The organism is Enterococcus sp. DIV0187 (assembly GCF_051713785.1).
In the GTDB taxonomy this organism is placed as follows: domain Bacteria; phylum Bacillota; class Bacilli; order Lactobacillales; family Enterococcaceae; genus Enterococcus_A; species Enterococcus_A avium.
Window position 1 is genome coordinate 1,033,146 of the sequence record NZ_JBIOQO010000001.1, and the last position, 21,501, is coordinate 1,054,646.

The 21,501-nt window shown below is 35.1% G+C and carries 23 protein-coding genes and 1 tRNA gene; 5 read left to right on the forward strand and 19 right to left on the reverse strand.

Annotation, left to right across the window (positions count from 1 at the left end; translation table 11 throughout):
- Window positions 1-89: 89 nt before the first annotated feature.
- From IGI52_RS05045 to IGI52_RS05105, 13 genes are all read right to left on the reverse strand, one after another.
- Entirely contained in the window at window positions 90-605 is a 516-nt protein-coding gene (locus tag IGI52_RS05045; RefSeq protein ID WP_438780629.1) for a hypothetical protein, read from the reverse strand.
- Between the two features lie 56 nt (window positions 606-661).
- Window positions 662-805: a hypothetical protein gene (locus IGI52_RS05050; RefSeq protein ID WP_438780630.1), complete on the reverse strand. Its 144-nt coding sequence runs from the start codon at window positions 803-805 to the stop codon at window positions 662-664.
- A 308-nt stretch (window positions 806-1,113) separates the two neighbouring features.
- Window positions 1,114-1,743: a hypothetical protein gene (locus IGI52_RS05055; protein ID WP_438780631.1), complete on the reverse strand. Its 630-nt coding sequence runs from the start codon at window positions 1,741-1,743 to the stop codon at window positions 1,114-1,116.
- Between the two features lie 16 nt (window positions 1,744-1,759).
- The gene (locus tag IGI52_RS05060) at window positions 1,760-2,011 is read right to left on the reverse strand and encodes a hypothetical protein (RefSeq protein WP_438780141.1); all 252 of its coding nucleotides are present in this window, start codon (window positions 2,009-2,011) and stop codon (window positions 1,760-1,762) included.
- Between the two features lie 35 nt (window positions 2,012-2,046).
- Window positions 2,047-4,128: a MucBP domain-containing protein gene (locus tag IGI52_RS05065; RefSeq protein WP_438780632.1), complete on the reverse strand. Its 2,082-nt coding sequence runs from the start codon at window positions 4,126-4,128 to the stop codon at window positions 2,047-2,049.
- Between the two features lie 233 nt (window positions 4,129-4,361).
- The gene (locus tag IGI52_RS05070) at window positions 4,362-4,961 is read right to left on the reverse strand and encodes a recombinase family protein (RefSeq protein WP_438780633.1); all 600 of its coding nucleotides are present in this window, start codon (window positions 4,959-4,961) and stop codon (window positions 4,362-4,364) included.
- A gap of 1,376 nt (window positions 4,962-6,337) precedes the next feature.
- Window positions 6,338-6,814, reverse strand: a complete 477-nt coding sequence (locus tag IGI52_RS05075) for a hypothetical protein (RefSeq protein WP_438780634.1) — start codon at window positions 6,812-6,814, stop codon at window positions 6,338-6,340.
- Between the two features lie 224 nt (window positions 6,815-7,038).
- Entirely contained in the window at window positions 7,039-7,497 is a 459-nt protein-coding gene (locus tag IGI52_RS05080) for a hypothetical protein (RefSeq protein WP_438780635.1), read from the reverse strand.
- 1,180 nt (window positions 7,498-8,677) lie between these two features.
- The gene (locus IGI52_RS05085; protein ID WP_438780636.1) at window positions 8,678-9,001 is read right to left on the reverse strand and encodes a hypothetical protein; all 324 of its coding nucleotides are present in this window, start codon (window positions 8,999-9,001) and stop codon (window positions 8,678-8,680) included.
- Window positions 8,998-9,207, reverse strand: a complete 210-nt coding sequence (locus IGI52_RS05090) for a helix-turn-helix transcriptional regulator (RefSeq protein WP_438780637.1) — start codon at window positions 9,205-9,207, stop codon at window positions 8,998-9,000. The genes IGI52_RS05085 and IGI52_RS05090 overlap by 4 nt, the downstream gene beginning before the upstream one ends.
- 193 nt (window positions 9,208-9,400) lie before the next feature.
- Entirely contained in the window at window positions 9,401-10,201 is an 801-nt protein-coding gene (locus tag IGI52_RS05095; RefSeq protein ID WP_438780638.1) for a hypothetical protein, read from the reverse strand.
- A 274-nt stretch (window positions 10,202-10,475) separates the two neighbouring features.
- Window positions 10,476-11,126 carry a hypothetical protein gene (locus IGI52_RS05100; protein ID WP_438780639.1) on the reverse strand — a complete coding sequence of 217 codons (651 nt, stop codon included), beginning with the start codon at window positions 11,124-11,126 and terminating at the stop codon, window positions 10,476-10,478.
- Between the two features lie 277 nt (window positions 11,127-11,403).
- Entirely contained in the window at window positions 11,404-12,606 is a 1,203-nt protein-coding gene (locus IGI52_RS05105) for a multidrug efflux MFS transporter (protein WP_438780640.1), read from the reverse strand.
- Window positions 12,607-12,887: 281 nt separating this feature from the next.
- Here IGI52_RS05105 and IGI52_RS05110 point away from each other — a divergent pair, with 281 nt between their 5' ends.
- Complete coding sequence (locus IGI52_RS05110) at window positions 12,888-13,694, forward strand: Cof-type HAD-IIB family hydrolase (protein WP_016182166.1); 807 nt, start codon at window positions 12,888-12,890, stop codon at window positions 13,692-13,694.
- 196 nt (window positions 13,695-13,890) lie between these two features.
- Here IGI52_RS05110 and IGI52_RS05115 read toward each other — a convergent pair whose 3' ends face one another.
- From IGI52_RS05115 to IGI52_RS05130, 4 genes are all read right to left on the reverse strand, one after another.
- Complete coding sequence (locus IGI52_RS05115; RefSeq protein ID WP_102871126.1) at window positions 13,891-14,673, reverse strand: DUF4357 domain-containing protein; 783 nt, start codon at window positions 14,671-14,673, stop codon at window positions 13,891-13,893.
- Between the two features lie 180 nt (window positions 14,674-14,853).
- The gene (locus IGI52_RS05120; RefSeq protein ID WP_127979735.1) at window positions 14,854-15,537 is read right to left on the reverse strand and encodes a DUF2922 family protein; all 684 of its coding nucleotides are present in this window, start codon (window positions 15,535-15,537) and stop codon (window positions 14,854-14,856) included.
- A gap of 63 nt (window positions 15,538-15,600) precedes the next feature.
- Window positions 15,601-15,984, reverse strand: coding sequence for a hypothetical protein (locus IGI52_RS05125; RefSeq protein ID WP_438780641.1), 384 nt, complete (start codon window positions 15,982-15,984; stop codon window positions 15,601-15,603).
- Between the two features lie 520 nt (window positions 15,985-16,504).
- A complete protein-coding gene (locus IGI52_RS05130) occupies window positions 16,505-16,732 on the reverse strand; it encodes a hypothetical protein (protein ID WP_016182162.1) in 228 nt (75 codons plus the stop codon).
- A 420-nt stretch (window positions 16,733-17,152) separates the two neighbouring features.
- On the opposite strand from IGI52_RS05130, the gene IGI52_RS05135 reads away from it, so the two are divergent.
- The gene (locus IGI52_RS05135) at window positions 17,153-17,923 is read left to right on the forward strand and encodes a homing endonuclease associated repeat-containing protein (protein ID WP_311856308.1); all 771 of its coding nucleotides are present in this window, start codon (window positions 17,153-17,155) and stop codon (window positions 17,921-17,923) included.
- A gap of 275 nt (window positions 17,924-18,198) precedes the next feature.
- Here the strand turns inward: IGI52_RS05135 and IGI52_RS05140 are convergent.
- Together IGI52_RS05140 and IGI52_RS05145 are read right to left on the reverse strand one after the other, a co-directional pair.
- A tRNA-Ser gene (locus IGI52_RS05140) sits at window positions 18,199-18,286 on the reverse strand.
- 41 nt (window positions 18,287-18,327) lie between these two features.
- Window positions 18,328-18,900 carry a TetR/AcrR family transcriptional regulator gene (locus IGI52_RS05145; protein ID WP_016182160.1) on the reverse strand — a complete coding sequence of 191 codons (573 nt, stop codon included), beginning with the start codon at window positions 18,898-18,900 and terminating at the stop codon, window positions 18,328-18,330.
- A 391-nt stretch (window positions 18,901-19,291) separates the two neighbouring features.
- Here IGI52_RS05145 and IGI52_RS05150 point away from each other — a divergent pair, with 391 nt between their 5' ends.
- From IGI52_RS05150 to IGI52_RS05160, 3 genes are all read left to right on the forward strand, one after another.
- Window positions 19,292-20,044 carry a threonine/serine exporter family protein gene (locus IGI52_RS05150; RefSeq protein WP_016182159.1) on the forward strand — a complete coding sequence of 251 codons (753 nt, stop codon included), beginning with the start codon at window positions 19,292-19,294 and terminating at the stop codon, window positions 20,042-20,044.
- 26 nt (window positions 20,045-20,070) lie between these two features.
- Window positions 20,071-20,520, forward strand: a complete 450-nt coding sequence (locus tag IGI52_RS05155; protein ID WP_438780642.1) for a threonine/serine exporter family protein — start codon at window positions 20,071-20,073, stop codon at window positions 20,518-20,520.
- 188 nt (window positions 20,521-20,708) lie between these two features.
- On the forward strand, window positions 20,709-21,305 hold the full coding sequence (locus IGI52_RS05160; RefSeq protein WP_016182157.1) for a TVP38/TMEM64 family protein: 597 nt from the start codon (window positions 20,709-20,711) through the stop codon (window positions 21,303-21,305).
- The last annotated feature ends 196 nt before the right edge of the window (window positions 21,306-21,501 follow it).

Genomic DNA, 21,501 nt, shown 5'->3' on the forward strand with positions numbered 1-21,501 from the left:
GTAAATTACCGGAACTTTATTTTGAAGCCTCAACAAAGCCCTATTTTGATCCAAGCAACTTCTATTTTTAGTAACAAAGAAAAAGCATATTATTTCAATGCTTCTAACTCTGCTATAAATTTATTTGTCTCTTCTTCAGTAAACTTGACTCGCTTGGCTGGTTCTCCCGTTTTCTTTTTATCTTCTATTTCTTTTCTGTCAATTTTGGCAAGTTGTATTTTTAAAATCTCCTCGATATCTTCACTGTAGTCAATTAATGCTGAGTCAAAATCTCTTTGTGATTTTTTTAGAGAATAAAACTTTTTATTTATTGCATTGATTCCTGAGACTTCATAACAACTTTTTCTGAAAAAGTAACCAGGAATGGCGTCAACATCTGTATAAATTTTAATTTTTTTGGTCCATCCTTTTCCTTTTAACCACCAAAACGCGTAATTTATTGCTTCAAACGCTGCTAGTATTTCAGTTGTTTCTTTGTTTCTTAAATATGTAAATTCTCTATTCTTAGATACTGAATAGCCCCTCACTCTGTTATCTTCTACTGCTTTCACTATGTATTGAATCCTATCCTCTGTGTTTAAAACTGCTTTAACGTATACTTTCATTGACTATCCCCTTTTTTTGGCTTTAAATTTTTCCTATTAATCGTGTTCCATATGTATTAATCGTCATTGCAAATAATTTTCTGTAAAACTGAGACTATGTATTTGTTGTAATCTCTTTGACTTGTTGCATTTAGTTCATAATTGTTTTCTTTCATTAATTCTATTACTGATTTTATAATCTTCATATCTTTCTTATTCATGTATTCCTCCTCACTTATTTTTTAGTTGTTTTTGTTACTAAGTTAACTATAACATCTGATTCTTTTTAAATCTTGAAATTATTATCAGCTTTTCAACATTTTTGTACTTCATATTAATTCCGCCTGTTTTATAGCATTTATTGTGCATTTTTAGCTAAATAAAAATTTTCATCTGGATCAATTTTACTTAAATACTCCTCTAAAAATTTATGTACTTATTCTAAAGCATGAAATATTTGAAATGGAATATAGCTTGTTTTTTGTTTTCATAAAAATAGACACTCCTTTTATTGGAGTGTCTACATTATTTAATTAAGCTTGTCTTTTAGATAGTTTTCATAGTATTCGCCAATTTCTTTATTGATTGGATGAGTAATAGAATAATTATTTTGCTCAACTTTATCTAAAATGTTTCCTATAAGCACTTGGTTCTCTTTGGATAGCTCTATTTCATTCAGCTCTGTATCATACTCATTGTACTTGAAATTATGCGCATCAACTTTTGATTTAGCAAAATAAAATAATTCTACAACCAATGTTTCCTCTTTTGCATCATCAAAATCAATGTGGATTCCCATTCCACCAAAGCTTTCATCTATACAAAATAAATCTTTGATAGAAGTTTCTTCATAGCCTTTTATTGATTGCTCAATAAAGTTGAATAATTCAGTATCATTAAATTCATTGATGGTTGAATCAAATGAATCTAAGCTGGTAGAAGAACTATTGTTTCCAACACTTACATAAATTGCCAACTCATTTTCTGTAATGGAAACACTGAAGTTCAAGTCACACTTAGTCAGTAAAACTTTAGAAATGTTCTTATTTGGTAGCTGTTTCTCTAATTCATCAATCTTATCTTTATACAATAAGATTTGTTCACTATCTGGTGCATTTTTATTTTTTGATAAAATTTTTAATACGTCAAATAATCCCATATTCTCCTGCCTTCTTTTATTTATACTGGTTTGTTGGTATTCCATTTGCTGACTTGATAACTGAAATATTCTTACTTACTTCTTTACCATTTTCTGTCCAGATGATTCTATCACTATAAAATCCTACTGTCCCTTTGCCAACAATCTCACTTTCTGAAGTGTATTCTTCTCTAATCCCTCGATTATTGATAATAACAAGCTTTCCTTTTTCTAAAAGTAAGTTTGATTGATTAATTGCAGCTGCAAATTCTTCTACTCTAAATGCCATAATACTCTTCCCTTCTATTGTACTACTTTATCCTTCTATAAATTAGTGTCATACCCTAACAGCAAGACATAATACACATTGTATGTTCCATTTCCATTATCTTCTATAAATGTACCTATTGAACCTTGGTTGTATTTACGTGTACTTCCATCTGTTAGCATAATATTATTGTGTGCAGATGAATTTTTCCAACTTTGAATTGCGTATGTTGCTCCTGTTGATTTAATCCAAGCAATATCTACATCATAAACTTTTGCAATATTTTCTCCTACTATATCCCTACTTACTAACATAGCATTTGGAATACTTGGGTGTGGTCGTTGTACTATATATCCAATTTCTTCTGATAATGTATTCCCATAATTACCATTTTTATCTTCTCCATCAATAGAATCATAGCCTGAAGGGCGGTAATGGTCATATACTTGTGCTATTTCTCTTGCACGAAGATTTGCTCCTGCTTGAAGTGTTGCTTGATTACTTACCTGAGTTTTTCCATAACTTGCTCTATGTTGGTTCCATTGTGTTAGTGCAGATTGGTTTACTTGGTTTTGAAGTGTAGTTAAATCCTCAGTAGGTTTTACCTGCAAATTATTGATAGCTTGATTTAACACTGTTGTGGCTTGGTCTACCTGCGCTTGAGTCACATTAGCATTATTATAAGTGTTCTTTGAATTTGTTAGAACAGTCTGCAAGTTATTCCAACTTGCATCTGTATAATTTCCTTTACTGATTGCAGATGCTTTAGAAATAGCCTGCTGTAATGCTGTTTTGTTAACCTCTGGTGCTGGATTATCTTTCAGATTGGAAATTGCGTTTGTTAAATTAATCAATGCTGTATCAACTTCTTTTTGGGTAGCACTTGCTTTATTTAAAATAGTTTTTGCATTGGTTAAATTCGTTTGGAATGCTGACCAAGAAGCATCTGTTTTATTCCCCTTAATGATTTTATTTGCTTCATCAATTTTTAGCTTCAATGTTTTGATATATACAAGTTTGGATTTTAATGTCTTTAAATTGGCTAATGCAGCATCCACATCTTTTTGAGTCACATCTGCTTTATCGATGTAATAAACCTTGATTGAACTAGTTGATTGGTTAAAATTGACCTGAGAATCTTTAGTATAATCAGTTAAAACAGTATTTTTGACTAAGTCATTGTAATAGGCAATTAAAGCTGTTTTATCAACCTTAACAGCATCTTTTAGATAATTAAAGGTGATAGTTGTATCTCTATTTACTGTTATTGTTTGTGTTTTGCTTCCCTCTACTTTATAACCTGAAAACGTTCTTGCTGTTGCTGTATATTGCTTCCCTTTTTCTACTGTTGCTGTATCAATAGTAGCTGTTAATAACTTTCCGCCTTTTTCCTTATATTGTATAGATACTTTAAATTTTTGTACTGGTACTGCATTCTTCGTATAATTAAAGGTAATTGTTTTGTTTCCATTGACTGTTACAGTTTGTTGGTTATTGCCTTTCAATGTATATCCATTGAAATTTTCTGCTCTTGCTGTAAATGACTTGCCTTTTTCGATATTTGCATTAGAAGTTTTTAGAACTTTACTATCCGAACCAACATGCTTCACTACTACAGTATATTTTTGCACTGCTGGTTTTGGTGTAGATGCAGTTTTACTCACACCATACCAAGCAATTCCTTCATTACGCCAGCCAACTTTTAAAAGATTCTTTTGTTCCGCATAATTGGTGGTATAATTGTGACTGCCTGCTTTAGCATTTGGATTATAAGCTCTATAAAGCGGTATTGCTTTTTTTGTATCTGAATACCACCCAATTCCTTCATATTTCCATCCAACCTTCACCAAATGATTTTTTTCCGCAAGGTTTAAAGTATAATGATGGTCTCCCGCATTTTTATTGTATAAACGATATACTGCTGTACCACTATTTGGTGCAGTCCAGCCAATTCCTTCATAACGCCACCCAACTTTTGTTAGATTGTTTTTTTCTCCACTATTCGCAGTATAAAAATGTTCCCCACTATTTGGATTATACAAACGATGCATATCCGCAGCACTTACTTCTTCTGTAAATGCAAATGTAGTAGCACATAACATTCCTAAACCTAATCCAATTAAAGTATTCTTTTTCAAACTTTTTCCCTCTTTCTTTTGAGTAAAATAAATCAAATAATGCTTGATAAATCAACTGTTATGGTATGCATCAAACGAACGACCCATTTATGTACAAAAAAAGACCCATTATAAAAGAGAAGTTCCTTTTATAACAAGCTTTCACTATGTATATTTTTTTATTTCCTACTATATGCACATCGTTCGTTCTGTGTGCTAACAACAGTTATTTTAATAAATAAATTTTACCACATTTAGTTGCGATTTGAACAATTATCTTCAAAAATCTTATCTTTGTTGCGCTTTTTCACATTTTGTACAGTTCTAATGCTCACATTGCATTGCAAAGCAATTTGCTTTTGGGTCAAATTATCTTGCCTTAATTTCTCAATGATTTTATCTTCGACTTTCTGAGATAAAGGTTTATTACCTAGCCTTTTACCTTTACTCTTGACTATACTTAATCCTTCTTTAGTTCTTTCAGAAATAAAAGAGGCTTCCAGTTCTGCAATTGCAGAAAGAATGGTAAATACTAATTGTCCATAAGCTGTAGCGGTATCAATATTTTCCTTAATAAAAATCACATTGACACCTTTTTCTTTTAGGTCTGACATAATATTGATTAGTTGTTTTGTACTCCTGCCTAAACGGTCAATTTTATAACAAATTAATGTATCTCCTTTTTCCAAAATATCTAATGCCTTTGCTAACTCCTTCCTGTCTTCTTTTCTTCCACTTACTTGCTCGATGAACATAAAATCTACATTATACTTTTCTAAAGCTTCTTTTTGTACCTCTATTCCATTATTTTGAGAACCTTTACTAGTTCTGCAATACCCAACCATTTTTGACATGATTATCTTCACTCTCCTTCAAAATTCTTTACTACTTTTAAAAAGTATCACTCTTGGATTCATTTCAGAATTTTGAAGTTGATAAATAATTCAATAACATAAAAAATAGACCTTTCCTCGTATATTTGAGAAAATGCCTAAGTTCTTCTACCATTTATTTTCAAATTAGCCTTGTAAATCCATAAGATAAAATTTATAGAAAAAACGAAACTTGCAAATCGGATTATAGAACTTTGCTTACTACTGAATATTAAGATTAGAGCTGCTATAAAATTTAATGCTGCCATCAAAAATTCACTTGTTTTAAATAAACTTATCTTCATAAACTTGACCTCGCAATACTTACTTTTCATCTTCAACCCCTTGCACTATAACCATCCTTTATTTCTCAAATCTGGTGTTGTGGTATGGATTAATATTCTTTATGTACATCACTGAAACTGCTTTATGTTAAGGCTGGATACTGGTTCGGATATCCTAAACCTTTCTTCCTCCTGTCTTCCTTTGTTATTGCTTCTCGCTAGCGCTCTGTTTTCTCTTATATGCTTTTTATCTTCACTATTCATTAATCTACTATGCTTGTATATTACCTTCACCTAATATTATATACCTCTTTCCACATACTAGATTTTTGGCTTAGTGTTTTTTTGTTTTTTGGTTTAGAATACGTTTTACTTTAGTCTTAAGTATATTATAGACTAAAATTTGTTTCATTTCTGGAGATTTTTATCAGCTTTTCATTTTAGGTACTGTTATCTTAAATAGCCTAGAATTTTACTAAATGAAACCTCTTTATAAATTCTTAATAATTAGTTTTGTCAACAGCTTGCTCGGCTTTAAATCAACCTTTTATTTCGTGATTTAAAAATTGTTGTTTTAAGAAAAATATTTTTCTGTATAAAGCTGAGGATTTAGCGTTATTTTAAAAACGAATTTGTTATATTAGTTTTAAGGGGAATAAAAAGTTCAAAATAGTATTTTTGGATGAAATATCTTATTGGGATAAAAATTGATTGAATTAGTTATAGGAAGCTCTGAGAGCCGTTTTAAGATGTTTAGAATTAGTTTAGGGTAAATATGAATTTAATTTTGGAAATTGAATGGTGGGCTTCTACGAGCATTTTAGACAATATACTATAACATGATTAAATGGTACAAATACTTAAGCTTCAGCGTTCGTGTAGATTGCAGATAACAAAATGAATAGTTTGGCATTAAGTGCTCGTAGGAAGCTCGCTAGGGTGATTTAAGATTGGTTTGGAATAAATGTGTGTCACTTTCTTAAAACAGCTTAAAACGACTACTATGAGCTTGTAGATAGTACATAAGAAAAAGATAGAGATAGCATAGGAAAATGCTACCTCATTTTGTTAGATTCAATTTTTCACTTTATATACATTAGGCGTCATCATGGTACTTTTACCTATAACTGTCCCATCTTCTGTCTTAAACGTGATGTAGATATGATTACCTTGCGCCAAAAAGGACTCTCGAATATTATCAAAGTATTTGCCTATTTTATCCATAAGCATCTGTTTTTGATTATCATCCAGGTATTTTACATCTTGAATAAAAGTTAGCGTCATAATTTGGTAATCGGAGCCTGTGCTTTCCCATCTTGTCAAAAGCCCTTCACAATCATTGTTCATAGTTTCTGTAAAAGTTTCCTTCATTGCTTGTACATCAATTTCAGCAAATGTTTGTTCTACTGTAGTCGATGTGCTTGTATTGCTTGAAGAAGGAGTAGCTTTCTCTACATTCTCTTTTTCATCTGGAATAAAAAGTCCACCTATAAATAAAATTAGAAATGTTATACCTATTCCCTTCAACAAACAACCCAATTTTCTTTTCATAATAACACTCCAATACTTTAATAAGTATTATTGTATATTAATTAGGAACAAAATGAAACAGTACTCAAACAAGTCTGAAACAGCTTCTATAAAAGTACTATAAAAGAATAAATATAGTATTAACTAACATCACACAACACTACATTAATTTTGATTTAGTTATTTATAAAATATGCTCTTCTGAAAGAACAAATACTTTTATTTCCGCATTTCTCTTTTATTTATCAAATTGAACCAATAGAAATATTTTGTTTAGTTTCTTCACTTTCTTTTAGCATAAGTGGATGCAACTGTCTTAATTCATAAATCAATTCTTGATAATTACATAATAGTTCTTTTTGTTTCTTCGAATAGTTTTCGTTTGATTTAATATCCTCAACTTGCTCTATAAAATTAGATGTTACTTGGTGGAGAAACTCAAAATCGTTGGAATGGGAAATATACAGGACTCTGTTGTCCTTTTTAATTATCTTGATTCCATCAATCTTGTTTTCTTTAATTCGAGTAGTGAGACCCACTACTATTCCCTCTCGCCTTTTTCCATCAATGTATAATTCTTTTTTTAATGCAGGAATACTCTCCAATCTTGTCCAAACCTCTTTATAACTCAGTCCAGCCCTGTTCTTTTCTTCTGCTAACATAATCCTCATTGCTTTTAAGACCTTCTGTGTTGTACTAACCATATTCACCATTCCTCACTGAAAAATTGTTATCAGAAGGATACCTTCAACTTCCATTTTTATCAACCTTTTATTTGCTTCATTTCATTTAAAAAACACTATAGAATTAGGCTTTGTAAAAATTCTGAAAAAAATCTGGAGGAAAAATGGTAGATTTTGAGGTAAGTTTTTTATGTTGGAACAGCGTTATTTATCTTTATTGACGTTACATTTTTTAATTGGACAAGAGAAATTTTAATGGAAATTTATTTGTAAAAATCCTGGAGCTTTTCCTGGAAATTTTGGGTATTTTATAAATTCGAATAAAAAGAAAAAGCCTTGTAAATCAAAGCTAAAATGATATTTTGTTGAATTTAAATAACGTCATTTTATTACTATATTGTAACTGGTTTTTTGTTTTTTTCCTAGTTGGAAACTATTGAGCTGCTTGGAAGCCGTAGAATACAGGGTAATCCTTTAACTATTTAATTTCTTACGTTATATTTTTTATTGGCCTTATGCATCCATAAAATAAAATTTACAAAAAATAGTAAGCTGAAAAACCACGTCCACATGTCACGATTCGCTCGAAATACGAAAAGAAATGTTATTCCTAAATTGAAGCATGCTATCCAGAATTCCGACATTTTAAAAATACTTCTTTTCAACAAGACCACCCTAACTTTACCTTTAGTTTTTTTAAAACTGATGATAACCCTTATAGAATATTCCTCTTTAAACCCGCCACTTTAAATTACCCGATCAAAATGCCTCAACGCGACATATTCTACAGCATATCTAAATAGCACAAAATAGAAACCGCACTCTAAAAATTGTTCTAATGTTATCAAATTGATTTTTTCAGGTGTAAGCATTGCTACGATATAAAAAATTATAAATATTGTTGAGACAGCACCATAATACTTTAAGATAGTCTGATTTGACTTAGCCTTAATTAACTGCCATCTCTCATCATTCTTATATTTTTTTGATTTTAACTTACTGAATCTATCACCTAGGATAATGAACCCTATCATGAACAAAACAAATAGTAACGGTATTATTTTTTTCATTAATTCTATTATCATCAATTCATCCTACTCCTTTCTTAGCCGCATTTATAGCTACTTGGACATCTGAAACAATGCCAAATACTATAAATAGTGAGAAAATACATTTGAGATTTTCCACAAAAATTTCCTATTTACATTCTTTTATCATAGTATTTCAAAGCAAACATCTCAGCTAGTTGTCCAGAAATGATTAACAGGTAGGCGGCATATAAAACTCTTTGTAAAGAAATTTTGATGTTTAAATCTGGTTTGAATTCCAAGACACCCATCGCTATTGCTACTATTACAACCAAATTTTTAAAATAATTATAAGCAACTTTACTTGCATTCCGCTCAATTTCTTTCCAGCGTTCATCATTTCTGTAATGTATCTGCTTTTTCTGTCTGTAATACAAGCTGTATAAAAAAGCGATCAGAAAAAGAATGGTAATGCTTAGAATAATTGTTTGACTCATTTGCAGCTCCCCTCTTCCTTTTTAAAAACCTCATTAATATCTACTTCAAATGCTTGGGCGATATCAAATGCTAATTCCAATGACGGCGTATACTTGTACTTCTCAATCGAAATGACCGCTTGCCTTGAGATCCCAGCCTTTTCTGCTAAATCTGCCTGCGTCCAATCTCGTTCTGCTCTTAAAACCTTGATTCGATTCTTTATCAAAGTATCTACCTCGATTCTTTATGTAACTACCTCGTTACACATATAGTAACGAGGTGGTTACATTTTGTCAATAAGCTAAAACAAAAAATCCTTTTTACTTCTTTTAGATAGTGTATCCAAAAGAAGTAAAAAGGATTCATCTGTAAATAAAACGAATTTTCAGATCTAAGTATCTCTCATACGATCATAAAAACTATTCGTTTTCGCGATTATGTTTTTCTGAAGAATCAAACTGCATTTTCTCGCCGAATTTTTCTAATCGTCGATCTCGAATTTTATCAACAAGCGCTACTATTTCAGTGTCTCCGGAATGATAGGCTCGATGCACCTCGGCAGAAACAGTCAATAGATTCTGTTCATGATCGGTTCCGTTTTGTGAAACGTAAATTAAATGATGGATGGCCATTTCACCGTTACTCACGGGAAGGCGTATGCCATGACGATTGTATCGGGCCAGATCTGCTCCGCTGATTTGACAAAAGAACTGGTCACGGCACGCAATTCGATAAGGCAGACTTGCCATATGGCGTTTCGTGAAAGTGGCTTTTGAATAATTGCGAGAGCAGCTATCCTTGCAAAATGAACGCCGTCCCTTCGGCAAACTTTGACCACACCATTTACAACTTGCAGCACTTTCTCGTAAGTCGCATTGATTGAAGCCCAGAGCCTCGCCGAATTGCCGTTCATACTCGGCTAGGCTCAACCAGCTTCGTTGATAGCTAAAGTCCTTTTGACGTAACTGACTTCCTTTTCCTATATAGAGATGCTTTTCCGGCAAGGCCTGAACAAGTCTAGCCAAAGCTGTTTTTTCCTGATTTGTTGCCTGTTTTCCATTAGAAAGCTTATGCAGCTCTTGACCATCGAAGGCATAAATTTCGCGGCAGCGAAAGCAAATACATAATGCTTCCTGTGAATCATCCTTCAGCAAAATTTCTAGCTTTCGTTGACAAGTTGGACAATTAGCGCCCACCATTTTAACACGTTTGTAAGACATAAAAACTCCCTTTATAATTCGTTTTTTTCGCCGCCTCGCCATCAAAGAAAGCTATCATATTTACCGGCAAACAACGCTTGGCGCTCTAAAAAAACTAAGTTCTTTACAATACTTGAAGAAACCTGCCCCACCCAAACACTCATTAACGGTAAAAGTCGATTGGCTTTTAAATAAATCTTGACTTTCTGCCTAAGCCTAACACCTTTGGCAGTGCTGTGACAAGCTTTTATCCATCTTTAACCAACTAAAAAGACTGTCTCAAACGAACAGCCTTTTATACAAAATAAATTTGATTCCCCTCAGTTTGACTACTTTTTCTACGAATCGAGGCGGCATGGTATTTTTTGATACTGTCTGTATCTTCCAAAATAATTACCTTTTCTTTAATCGGACTCATAGAGCCACTGTTGATTTTATCCACAAGCTCATTATAACTAGTATTTGAAATAGTTACTGAAGGATGAAACTCACTATGCTCCTCTGTTACAATTCGAACAGCTCTGCGGTTAACTTCATCTTCTTTCTTCGTCCAATAATATCCACATAAAATCGAATGAATCTCCTTGACCTCATAGCAGAGCCGATTTTCTTCCTCCAAAAGACGTACCACATTGATATAAACGGCCTTTTCAGCTGTCAAAAAAATAAACTTCGCATCACTAGGACCAAACAGTTCCCATAATCTTGAAGTAGTCGGACTTTTGACAGGCGTTGCTGCCCAGATATTGATGCTCTTTTCATGACCAGCCCAAAAAATCGGATCCTTTTCATCAAATAAACCAGCAATCCTCGCGACAAGCATTTCCATTAGAAACTTATCCTTTTTATACGTTAGCTCTTCGCCTTCAGAGTAATAGCACTGCTTCAGTTCTCGCAAAATAGTTTCTTCATTCGACATGGGTACCCCTCCCTGTTTTTCTAACACCTTCATCCCTCCATACATTTTTCATTAGCTTTGCTTTCTTCAATTAAATGATGTCGCAATCTTACTAGCCATACAGTCCAAAATATATATAATTTTTAACTTAAATAAAGTATAAAAGTAATAGATAGCGTCTTATCAGTAAACAATTCTTCTTAATCAAACAAAATAGTCATTTTTCATTTTTAAGATTTTCTTAGTAATTAATCGCTAGTTCCCTAAGAAAAGCGGGATTATCTAAACTGATAGCCCCGCTCACTATCCTATTCTTTCAACTACCCTAAATCTTTGTCTTGGTCACTAACAGTTTACGGAAATTAAAAAGACTTAAAATAATATTCCCAAAAACACATGCGCTGGTGACTAGGAATACTGCTGGATAGCCCATCGCATGGGCTACAGTCGAGCCTAGCATTGGCCCGATGACCTGACCAAAATTGTTAAACATTTGATTGTAGCTGAAAATACGACTGACTCCTTCTGGTGGGCTGATTTTGCTGATAAGGGTATTGATTGAAGGCATCAACGCGCCGGTTGAAAATCCCAAGAAGAAACGTAAAACACCAAGTTGGAAAGGTGTTTTGACAAAAGCCATTGGAATAAAGCAAAGTAAAGATAAGACTAGACCTGCCAACAAAACTTTGTGATTCCCGATTTTATCTCCGACTTTACCCAACGTTGGTGAAGAAGCAATCGCCGAAACCCCAGCAATTGAAACAATAAACCCACTGATAACTAAAGCGTTGCTGCTGGAGCCGCTCAGATCCCGAATATACAGCGTCAAGATCGGGCTAATGCTAGTGGCTCCGACCTGCAAAATCAGGGAACTGATAAATAGGCCAATCAGAATCGGCATATAATTAATTCGTTTGCGCAATTCCGCCATGCTGATGACATCTTCCTTTTCGATAGGTTGGAAATTTTCTTTCACCATAAAAACCGTCAAGAAGGTACAAATCAGCAAAATAACTCCGGTAATAATGAAGACATTCCGTAATCCGAACCATTGCGCCAACATTCCGCCAATCAAAGGACCAATTAAATTTCCAGCAACTCCGCCTGTCGCAAGTGTTCCCAATGCCCAGCCGCTTCTTTGACGCGGGACCTGAGAAGCGATCATCGCTGTCGCGTTAGGGGCATAACCAGATAAGACACCGGTCATAAAACGCATAATCAGTAACCAATAAACATTCGGCACAAAAGCCAGCGAGCCCATTGTGAGAGTCATTCCAGCTGCCGCACGAATCATCATTAAGCGCCGCCCTTTCCGATCCGCCAGATTTCCCCAAATCGGAGAAACAATTGCCGCCGCAAAGGCTGTTACCGAGATCGCCAATCCAGAAAACAACTCGACTTGACTTTTCGGTGTTCCCAGTTGTTCAATGTAGACTGGTAAAAAGGGCATAACCAAACTGAAACTGGCACCAGTAAAAAAACAACCGATCCATGAAATCAAAAGATTTCGCCGCCAATTGATTGCCATCTTTTTGAATCCCCTTTCTCTACATTTTCTATGCCTATACTATAGCAGAATCACCGGAAAAAGACTTTTTTCTGCCCTCAGGGACTTTGATAATTTTCTAATATTTTCTGATTATTTAAGCGCTACGGTTGCGTTTTCTAATGGATGTGCTAGACTAAAGCAAAATCGGAATGCTGCTTTTTTCTTGCTTAAGCAAGATTGCCAGATGGGTATTATGTACTGAGAATTCGCTCTGCCTTTCTCAGAAAAATAAATAATAAATACAAAGTAGGAGTTTTTTTATGAAAAAATTGATAGCGATTGATTTAGATGGTACAACCCTAAATCAAGATTCTATAATTACTGATAAGACAGCAAAAACTCTGCGCCGAGCGATTGAAGATGGTCACTCAGTTGTGATCGCTACCGGACGTCCTTATCGCATGAGTAAAAACTTTTATCAGCAATTACAATTAACTACGCCGATGATTAATTTTAACGGCGCCCTTGTTCATCTTCCTGGGAAGAAATGGGCAGATGAACAGGAAACTTCTGTTAATCGGAAGATTGTTTTCGATGTAATGTCGGAAAAGAAAAACTTGAAGCTAGATTTCATCGCCGCTGAAAACCGCGAGACCTTCTTTATCGATGATTTAAATTTCTTCGATCAGCATTTCTTCGCCAGTGATTTTGCAACAAATGATAATTTGTTAACGATTAATACTTTACGAACAAACCCAACGTCTGTTCTATTACGCAGCCAACCTGAAAATGTCGGCAGTGTTTCCGAGGAATTAAAACAGCAATTTGGACATGAAGTTGAAGTCAATACTTGGGGCGGTCCAAATCCGATGTTGGAAGTCGTAGCTAAAGGGATTCAAAAAGCTCATGGACTTAAACGGGTGATTAATAGTCTTAACGTGCAGCAAGAAGATATCTTAGCATTTGGCGATGAACACAACGATGTGGACATGTTAAAATTTGCCGGCTGGGGTGTTTCCATGGTAAACGGGACAGATCAATTAAAATCTGTCGCGGATGATATCACGGAAAAGCCAAATAGTGAAGACGGTATGGCCGATTACTTAACAAAATATCTAGACCTATAAAAAAGCATTTTCGTGAAATCGGGCATGAATATACCCGCTGTAAAGCGATTCATTCATGTGAAAATTTTATACTTTCTTTATAAAAATTGAGGGGAAAATCAGATGATTTTCCGCCTCAATTTTTTTGTATGGTTTGAAAACATAAAAAAGAAATTGACCTTTAATAAGCCAATTTCATTTCAGACTGAATTTCTATTTATTTTACCACGGTATATTCATCAATTGTTTTGCCATCCTTGTCCTTGAAGACGAGCCAGCCATTCGTTCCGGCATAATAAAGAAAGATACCGACTTCATTCACACTCTTAAAGATTATATCCTCTGTTGTTGTATAGTTAGAGATTTTATCGACATAATCCGCTCTCAATTTTTCAGTTAAGCGTGCACTAAATCCCACCGAACCATCTTTGTTCAAAGGCATTTCCTGTGTTAATTTCGCACCAGCCAACAGCCGCATTTCATTGCGCTTTTGCCAAATAACTTCCCCTTTTGCATTATTATAATCAATATAAAATGGAATTTCGCTGACTTGCTTATTCCAGCGATGCTGAGCCTTTGCTGGTTTAGCCTTGACTTTTTTATTCTCAAAGCCAAAGGTAGTTAATAGCTCGAAAAGTCGTTCCTGATGTCTTGCTACAATAGGATAGCGGTTCACGGCAATTTTTTGCTCCTCAAATAGCCCCGTCGTTTTCAGCGCGTTTTTTTGCCAAACCTCCAGCATTTGTTGAGCTAATTCACGGCCTTCAATATCCCACGGAACACTGATCGTTACCAGACTGTCCGCTTCCTTCAGGATTTTTTTGTCAATCGTCTGACCATAATCCACCGACTGCGCTTCACGGCCTTTGAAATACAGTACAAGCTGATCCTTAGTCAAGGCAGGCACCTTTTTCAAGTTGCGATAAATCATCATCGTACCCTCTTCATCAAACTGGATGCTGGTTGTATCATGATCAATCTCCACTATTAATTTCATCATGGGATTTCCCTCAAATCTTTTTTCTTTAGCATAGTAAAAAAGTTTGATCGAGTCGAGTGATAGGCCTCAGCGAGTCAAAGAAAATCCCTGTCTAAATTTTGATAAAAATGGTACAGAACATTTTACTCAATGATCCACCTCATACCAACGTTGGTTTTTTTGATGAGCTGGACACAATGATTACTCTCGTTTACGAATTCGCTCGAGTAACCGCTTTCGTTTTTTCTTAGGTTTTGCAGGTGGAGATTTCTTGTTCACCGCAGCGACGATCGCTTCCTGTGGTGCCTCTTCCGTGCGTTTTCCGGTGACAATCAACTTCGCTGGGACGGATTGATCGTCTGCCTCGATAGTCAATGGTTCGATTCCCGCGGGAAAACACGCATTGATCAGCATGAATGCTTGACTCTCATTCAAATCCCACGAATGGTAGCCGCTTGGCAGCTCAATTGTTTGGACGAAGCGATTCGGCTGCGGCCATTCTTCTGTAATGATTAAATCCTCCGGAATCCGAATCGTTTCCGGAATTTCTCGATTATTATCAGGTGTCTTCGCCTGTTTTATTGGTTCTTCCATTGTTTGGACAGCTGCTGTTTGATCCGTTTGAGACTGAGGCTGTGCTGATTTTTTGGCAGCTTTTCCATCATTAAAAATGGTTCTTTCTGTTTTTTTGATGATTTTGGCATGGCGGACTTCTTGAAATAATTCAACGCCATTTTTTTCAAATAGTTTTAGTTTTGTCAATTTTGTTAGTGAAGCTTTGATCTCTTCTGCTGATTTGGATAAATCAATATCCTTTATGCGCAGTCGATGGGATTTGCCATCGCTTTTGCCGAATTCTGCTGCTAATGTATAGGTTGTTTGCATGTTTTTAGTCCTTTCTAGTTTCTTTCATCTCGCTATTTTCTCCATTTTCTCCGCAAGTTCTCGTCATGAGCCGACCAATCCTGCCAAAGGTTCTTTAATAAATTGTGTAAATAAGGTCTTCAGCTTTTCCACAACATAGGTCTTTGCTGGAAACAATTTGATTTCTAATAAGCGCCATTCCTTCTTCTCGAAGTATTCTGTAAAAAACAGATAGTAGCGGCGCAGTGAACGATTCGAACGCGTCCGCATAAAAATGTGACGCACAAGATCGGCTAGTACAAAAGCGAAATCCGCCTTTATTAATTCTTCTCGTACTTGAAGCGCTATCAAACATTCGAGCGCGCCATCGCCATCATTTGTGTCACGATAATACTGACTAATACGTTTTTCTAAATTCTTACGTGTTAAAGTGAATAGCTGAGACTCATTTAAGCCATAATTTTTCATTGATTTATCTCCTTTTTCAAAATGATACTTGTAACTCCTTTTTTAACCCACTGGTGACACCCACTCACCAACCAGAAACATTACTTGTCCACCCTTGAGGAAACCATAAGCCTTTTTCTGAGTTACTTCAACATCAATTTTTTTATATTTTTTAAAAAATAATTAGGGTTTAAGTGAAAAAACTGAATTTTCCGTCATAAATTACAATTATTTCAGCATTCCAAAAAACCTCTTGACCATTTTTAGTAGACGTAAATAACGAAAAAAATATATTTTCTTGATTAGAGGAAAGTATAAATCCCTCACATGAAGGAATAATAGGTATCTTCATGACCGACTGCACGAATGAACTTTTCTACACAAGCTATGCATTGAGTTACTGCTAAACACCGTTAAGCAGAACTAGCATGTCGACAATAAGCAAAAATACTTCAAGATTTTAAAAGCTGTTCTTAATAAAAGTCCCAAAACAAAGAGCTGATCCAAAAATCTCTTAGACTTTTGGATCAGCATTTTCTATTTACTCAATAATCTTTTTTACTTTAAAGGGTTCGGTCCGTTCTGAAGGTTCTTCTTGATCCGCTAAATCAAACAAGATCAGCGCTTCCTTTCCCTCACCTTCCACAATCACTAATTTGCCTAATGGGTCACGGTTATCCTTGACGATCTGAGCTTCTTTCATCAATTCTTTTGGGTCACGTTTTGAAGCGATCGCGTTGCCCAAATTAAAGAATACAGTCTCTTCCATCTTTATTCACCTCTAGTCGTAGCTTTTATAATGTTAAGCGATCAATTCTCTTCACTTTTAAAAAATAAAATTTGCTTATCCTTAGTATAACAGAACCAGCAGTGAACATTGAATAATTGAAAACTTTAGTCCTCTTACATCGATTTCTTAAGGTAAAAAAACATGACACTTAATATCTGTGTTTTAAGCTGAATAATTCTTTTAAAAGATCCTGCTTCATTCTTAATAAATAGAAAATCTACCTGACTTTTCTCGATCTATTGTTGCTATTGCTTAGTCTATTAAGTGATAATCTCTTGTCTGTCTCGTCGAAAAATATTTTTTTCGTTTCAAAATTTTAAAATTATTGATAACAATTCTTCATTTAATTTATGGTATCGTTTTCTTAGTCATCGAATGATGTAAAGGAGGATATTGGCCGTGGCAGTAAGAATTACTGAAGAATATTTGATTAAAAAGCTGACCAAATTTGTCGAACAGCATCACCGAACACCAACCGTTAAGGAATTTGGCTATCAAACCCCGATAAGAACAATGTTTAAAAATTATACAACTTTCCTAGAAAGTCAGGGACTCGGCAAAAAACAAGTAATCGAGTATTATACGAAAATCGAAATAGCAGAAAAGCTCCATACTTTTGTGAGATCGCATCAGCGGGCTCCCAAAGCAAGTGAGTTCGGCTATCGCTATGCCATTAAAAATTATTTTGATTCCTATTTTGATTTTATTAAAGCCCATGGATATGAGTCGTTGTATGACAAATCCCTAGAACTGAAACCCCGAGCTAAACCAAAAAGTAAGCCAAAAAAATCGAGGAAAACAAAACCTAGACAGCCTATGACAATAGAAATGGTGATCAACGAATTGCATTTATTTGCAAAGGAGCATGGGCGAACACCGATATCAACAGAATTGGGGCATATGCATATTATCAACAAATACTTTGGAACCTATAATAACTTTCTTCGCAGCCAAGGCTACCCGCTGAATACTCCTGGCAAAAACAAGCCGCTCACAAAAGATGGATTGATAAAAAAGCTGAATGACTTTATTTCAATAAATGATCGTGTCCCAACACGCAAGGAATTCGGTCAAATCAATCAAATTAAAAAAATCTATGGCTCATTTGACGCCTTTATTAGAGCGAACGGGTATGAACCACTTCCTTCTCGCAGAGCTAAAAAAAGTTAGTATGACCAAGTTTTTCTTGGTATTTACCTAACAACTGTTACTTTAAAAAGGAAAAGTAGCGAAAGCAAGCAAAATTGACTTTTTATCAAATGCGAAAACTCATTTTGGATAGTTTAAGCCCCATTTAAGCTTTATTCCTTATAGTCTACTCAACCCTAATAAACTTTTCATTTTGCTAGCTGCTTTAGTTACCGAAGCAGCTAGCCTCTTTTTGTTTTAACAGCAAAAAAGAGTTGCTCAGCCTAAGCTAAACAACTCCATACCAGTAAGATAAAAGGAAGGTACGGGACTTGAACCCGTGCACCACATTACTGCGGCTCGCCGGATTTCGAGTCCGGTGCATTACCACTCTGCCAACCTTCCGCAACATTTATCTTACCTTTTTTTGCTTAAATGTCAAGATATTATAAACTATCCAATACTGAAGTATCTTCATCTTCCAAGATGTTATTAAGGGTACGATTAATCAAATGAACGATCTCATCTTGTGTCGGTGAGATAATACCCGATGACATCAATGTCGCGATACCTGTAACGCAAATCCAAATTCCTACATGTAACGCGTTGATACGTTTTTCAGATAATTGGCTGTACTTCGGATGCTCTAAAATTAATTGGTGGAAGTAATTATAAGAGAAGTCGTGCATTTTCTTTCCGCCACCATACTCTTGTACATATAACGCATTGTATAGATTACTTTGTTCTTTTGCAAAATAAACATAGCTCAATCCTAGGTCAATGATCGTATCACCTGTGCGAACTTCTGGGAAAATATCGTAATATAGGTGATTGCAAATTTCATCTAACAAAGTGTTCTTAAGATCACTCATGTTTTTAAATTCTAAATAGATTGGTTGCGTACTGATTCCCATCTTCTTGGCAATGTTTCGTGCGGTAAATCCAGAAAAACCTTCATTTTCGACAACTTCATAGGCAGCCTTTAGAATCTGGTCCTTGGTGTAAACTTTTCTTCTCATTGTAATTCCTCCCAGAATGTTATTATTTTTCCCGTCATTTTATTTTAATCAAAAACTGATTAGTTTTGCAACCCCTATGTAGGATGTTATCTAAATTTACAGAAACTTTTTTCTAAAATGTGGTGAACTTATGCGGATTTTTTCTTACAAAGGCAGTGTAAACGTTTCATTATTTATGCAATATTTAACTTATTTCATTAAAAAACAAAAGTGTCGTTATACATTAGAATACATTTTTGTTTCTTTAAAGTAAAAATCGTAGCTCAAAAAAAAAGTTTGCTGTTACTTTATTATACTTTCTCTAAGGTTTTCTGACAATCCTTATTCTTTTTCTTGTCTAATTTATTCTTATTCTCTACTATAGTATAGAATAGTAAAGGTGGTTAGCTTGATGGAACAGCAAAATTATGCGCAACTTGTTTTAAATACCTGCTTAAAGGCCGGGAAAATTATGATGGAATCTGGGTCAGAGGTCTATCGGGTGGAAGATACAATGAAACGAATCGCCCTGAACGCGGGGCTTGATGACATACAAACCTATGTAACAGCAACAGGGCTGATCGTTGGCTTCCCATCAGAACAGAATAGCCAGGTGATTCAAATCACACCTCAGTCGATCAATTTGGAAAAAGTGACCGCAGTTAATCAAGGCTCCCGCCAATTCGCTGATGGCGAGCTTTCTCTACCAGAATTTTATCATTATCTAGAAGAAGTCGATCAGGACACACCCGACTTTCCTTATATTTGGAAAATTATTTCGGCTGGTATCGTCAGCAGTACCTTGATGATCATCTTAAATGGTACCTGGTTTGATTTTATTCCGACTTTCATTATCGGAATGATTGGTTTTGGTGTTCACACGTTTTTTGGGAATAAATTGCAGATGAAATTTCTGAATGATTTTGCGGCGGCGCTAATCATTGGCTGTTTGGCTTTATTGACAGTCTCAACCTCGTTTGCTCGTGACGTAAATAGTTTAATTATCGGCTCCATTATGCCTCTTGTTCCAGGTTTAGCTATCACGAATGCTTTTCGTGACATTATGGCGGGCCACTTAATCAGTGGTGTCGCTCGTGGAACAGAAGCTTTATTTATCGCTGGTGCGATCGGCGGCGGGATTATTGTCGCATTTAACTTCTTTTAACGAATAAATTTAGTTGGAGGTCACTCATGAATTTTATTGTCAATTTTCTATTTAGTATGTTTAGCACAATCGCCTTTAGCGTCATAACCAATATTCCTCGGCGAGCTTTTTTAGCGTGCGGTGTCACGGGAGCTGCGGGCTGGATGACTTTTTGGATCTTACAAACGTATTTTCATCAAAATATCGGCATCTCCAATTTTTTAGGTGCCTTAATGATCGGTTTGATTAGCATTCTCTTCTCTAAGATCATGCATATGCCTGTGATTGTATTCAACGTCCCCAGCTTGGTTCCATTAGTTCCTGGAGGCCCAGCTTACATGGCTGTCCGCCATATGATGAATCAGGAATTTACCGAATCAATGGAAAAAGTGGTTACTGTACTCGTCACAGCTGGCGCTATTGCGATCGGCTTTATGTTTACGAATGTAATCGAACGAGCCCTAAAAAGGACCCATTCTAATTTACGAATGAGATAAACATGTATAAAACAGAAATTTCTTTTTCTGTTTTATTTGTTTAACCGCTAATGTTGTAAGCGCAACCAATAAATATCTAAAAATATTTTAAGTTTCGCACGAAATTTACAAATTACTACCTCAGACCTATGTATTTTGTGAATTTATCCTTTATACTTCATTTTAGAAAGACAAAGGAGTTGAGTCAGATGAGTGTTGTTCAATCTAGGAAGCTATTAAATATTATTTCGTTGATGGGAATTGCCGTAACCATTAGTTTATCAATCTACTTCTATCGCTTAGGAGTATTTGACGATATGAATTCATTGCAGCAGCTCGTTGGACAATCCCCGATCGCTGGCCCGCTCATTTTTGTTTTGATTCAAATTATTCAAGTAGTCATCCCGATCATCCCAGGTGGAATCAGCCTTGCAGCAGGAGTGTTGATTTTTGGACCGTATTGGGGATTCGTTTATAATTATGTCGGTATCGTAATTGGCTCATTGATTCTTTTCCTAATGGGACGTCAGTATGGCAAGCCATTTATTATGCATCTCGTCAGTGATAAGGTTTATCAGAAATACAACCATTGGCTTGATGATCCGCGTTTTGATAAATTGTTCACCTTAGCGATTCTCTTCCCTGTCGCACCAGATGATGCCTTATGTTTAATGGCCAGTCTAACCAATATGTCCTTCAAGAAATACAGCGCGATTATCTTTTTAGCTAAACCGGCTTCAATCTTCTTATACAGCTTGGCCTTATTACAAGGTGGCGCCTTATTAGAAAAATTACTCCTCCACTAATTCGCGTTAGTGGTTTTTTTTTGCAGACTTGTAGGTATCCTTTGTGTAATGCTCTTCAGACACTTAAATACACATTTAATTGACAAAAAGCCAGCTGCGAGTTACGTTTTTCGCAGCTTATTTGTCATTCGATATAAGACATTTACAAAATGATCTGTATTAGAGACGAAGCTTCCTTATTTTCGAATGAAGGACC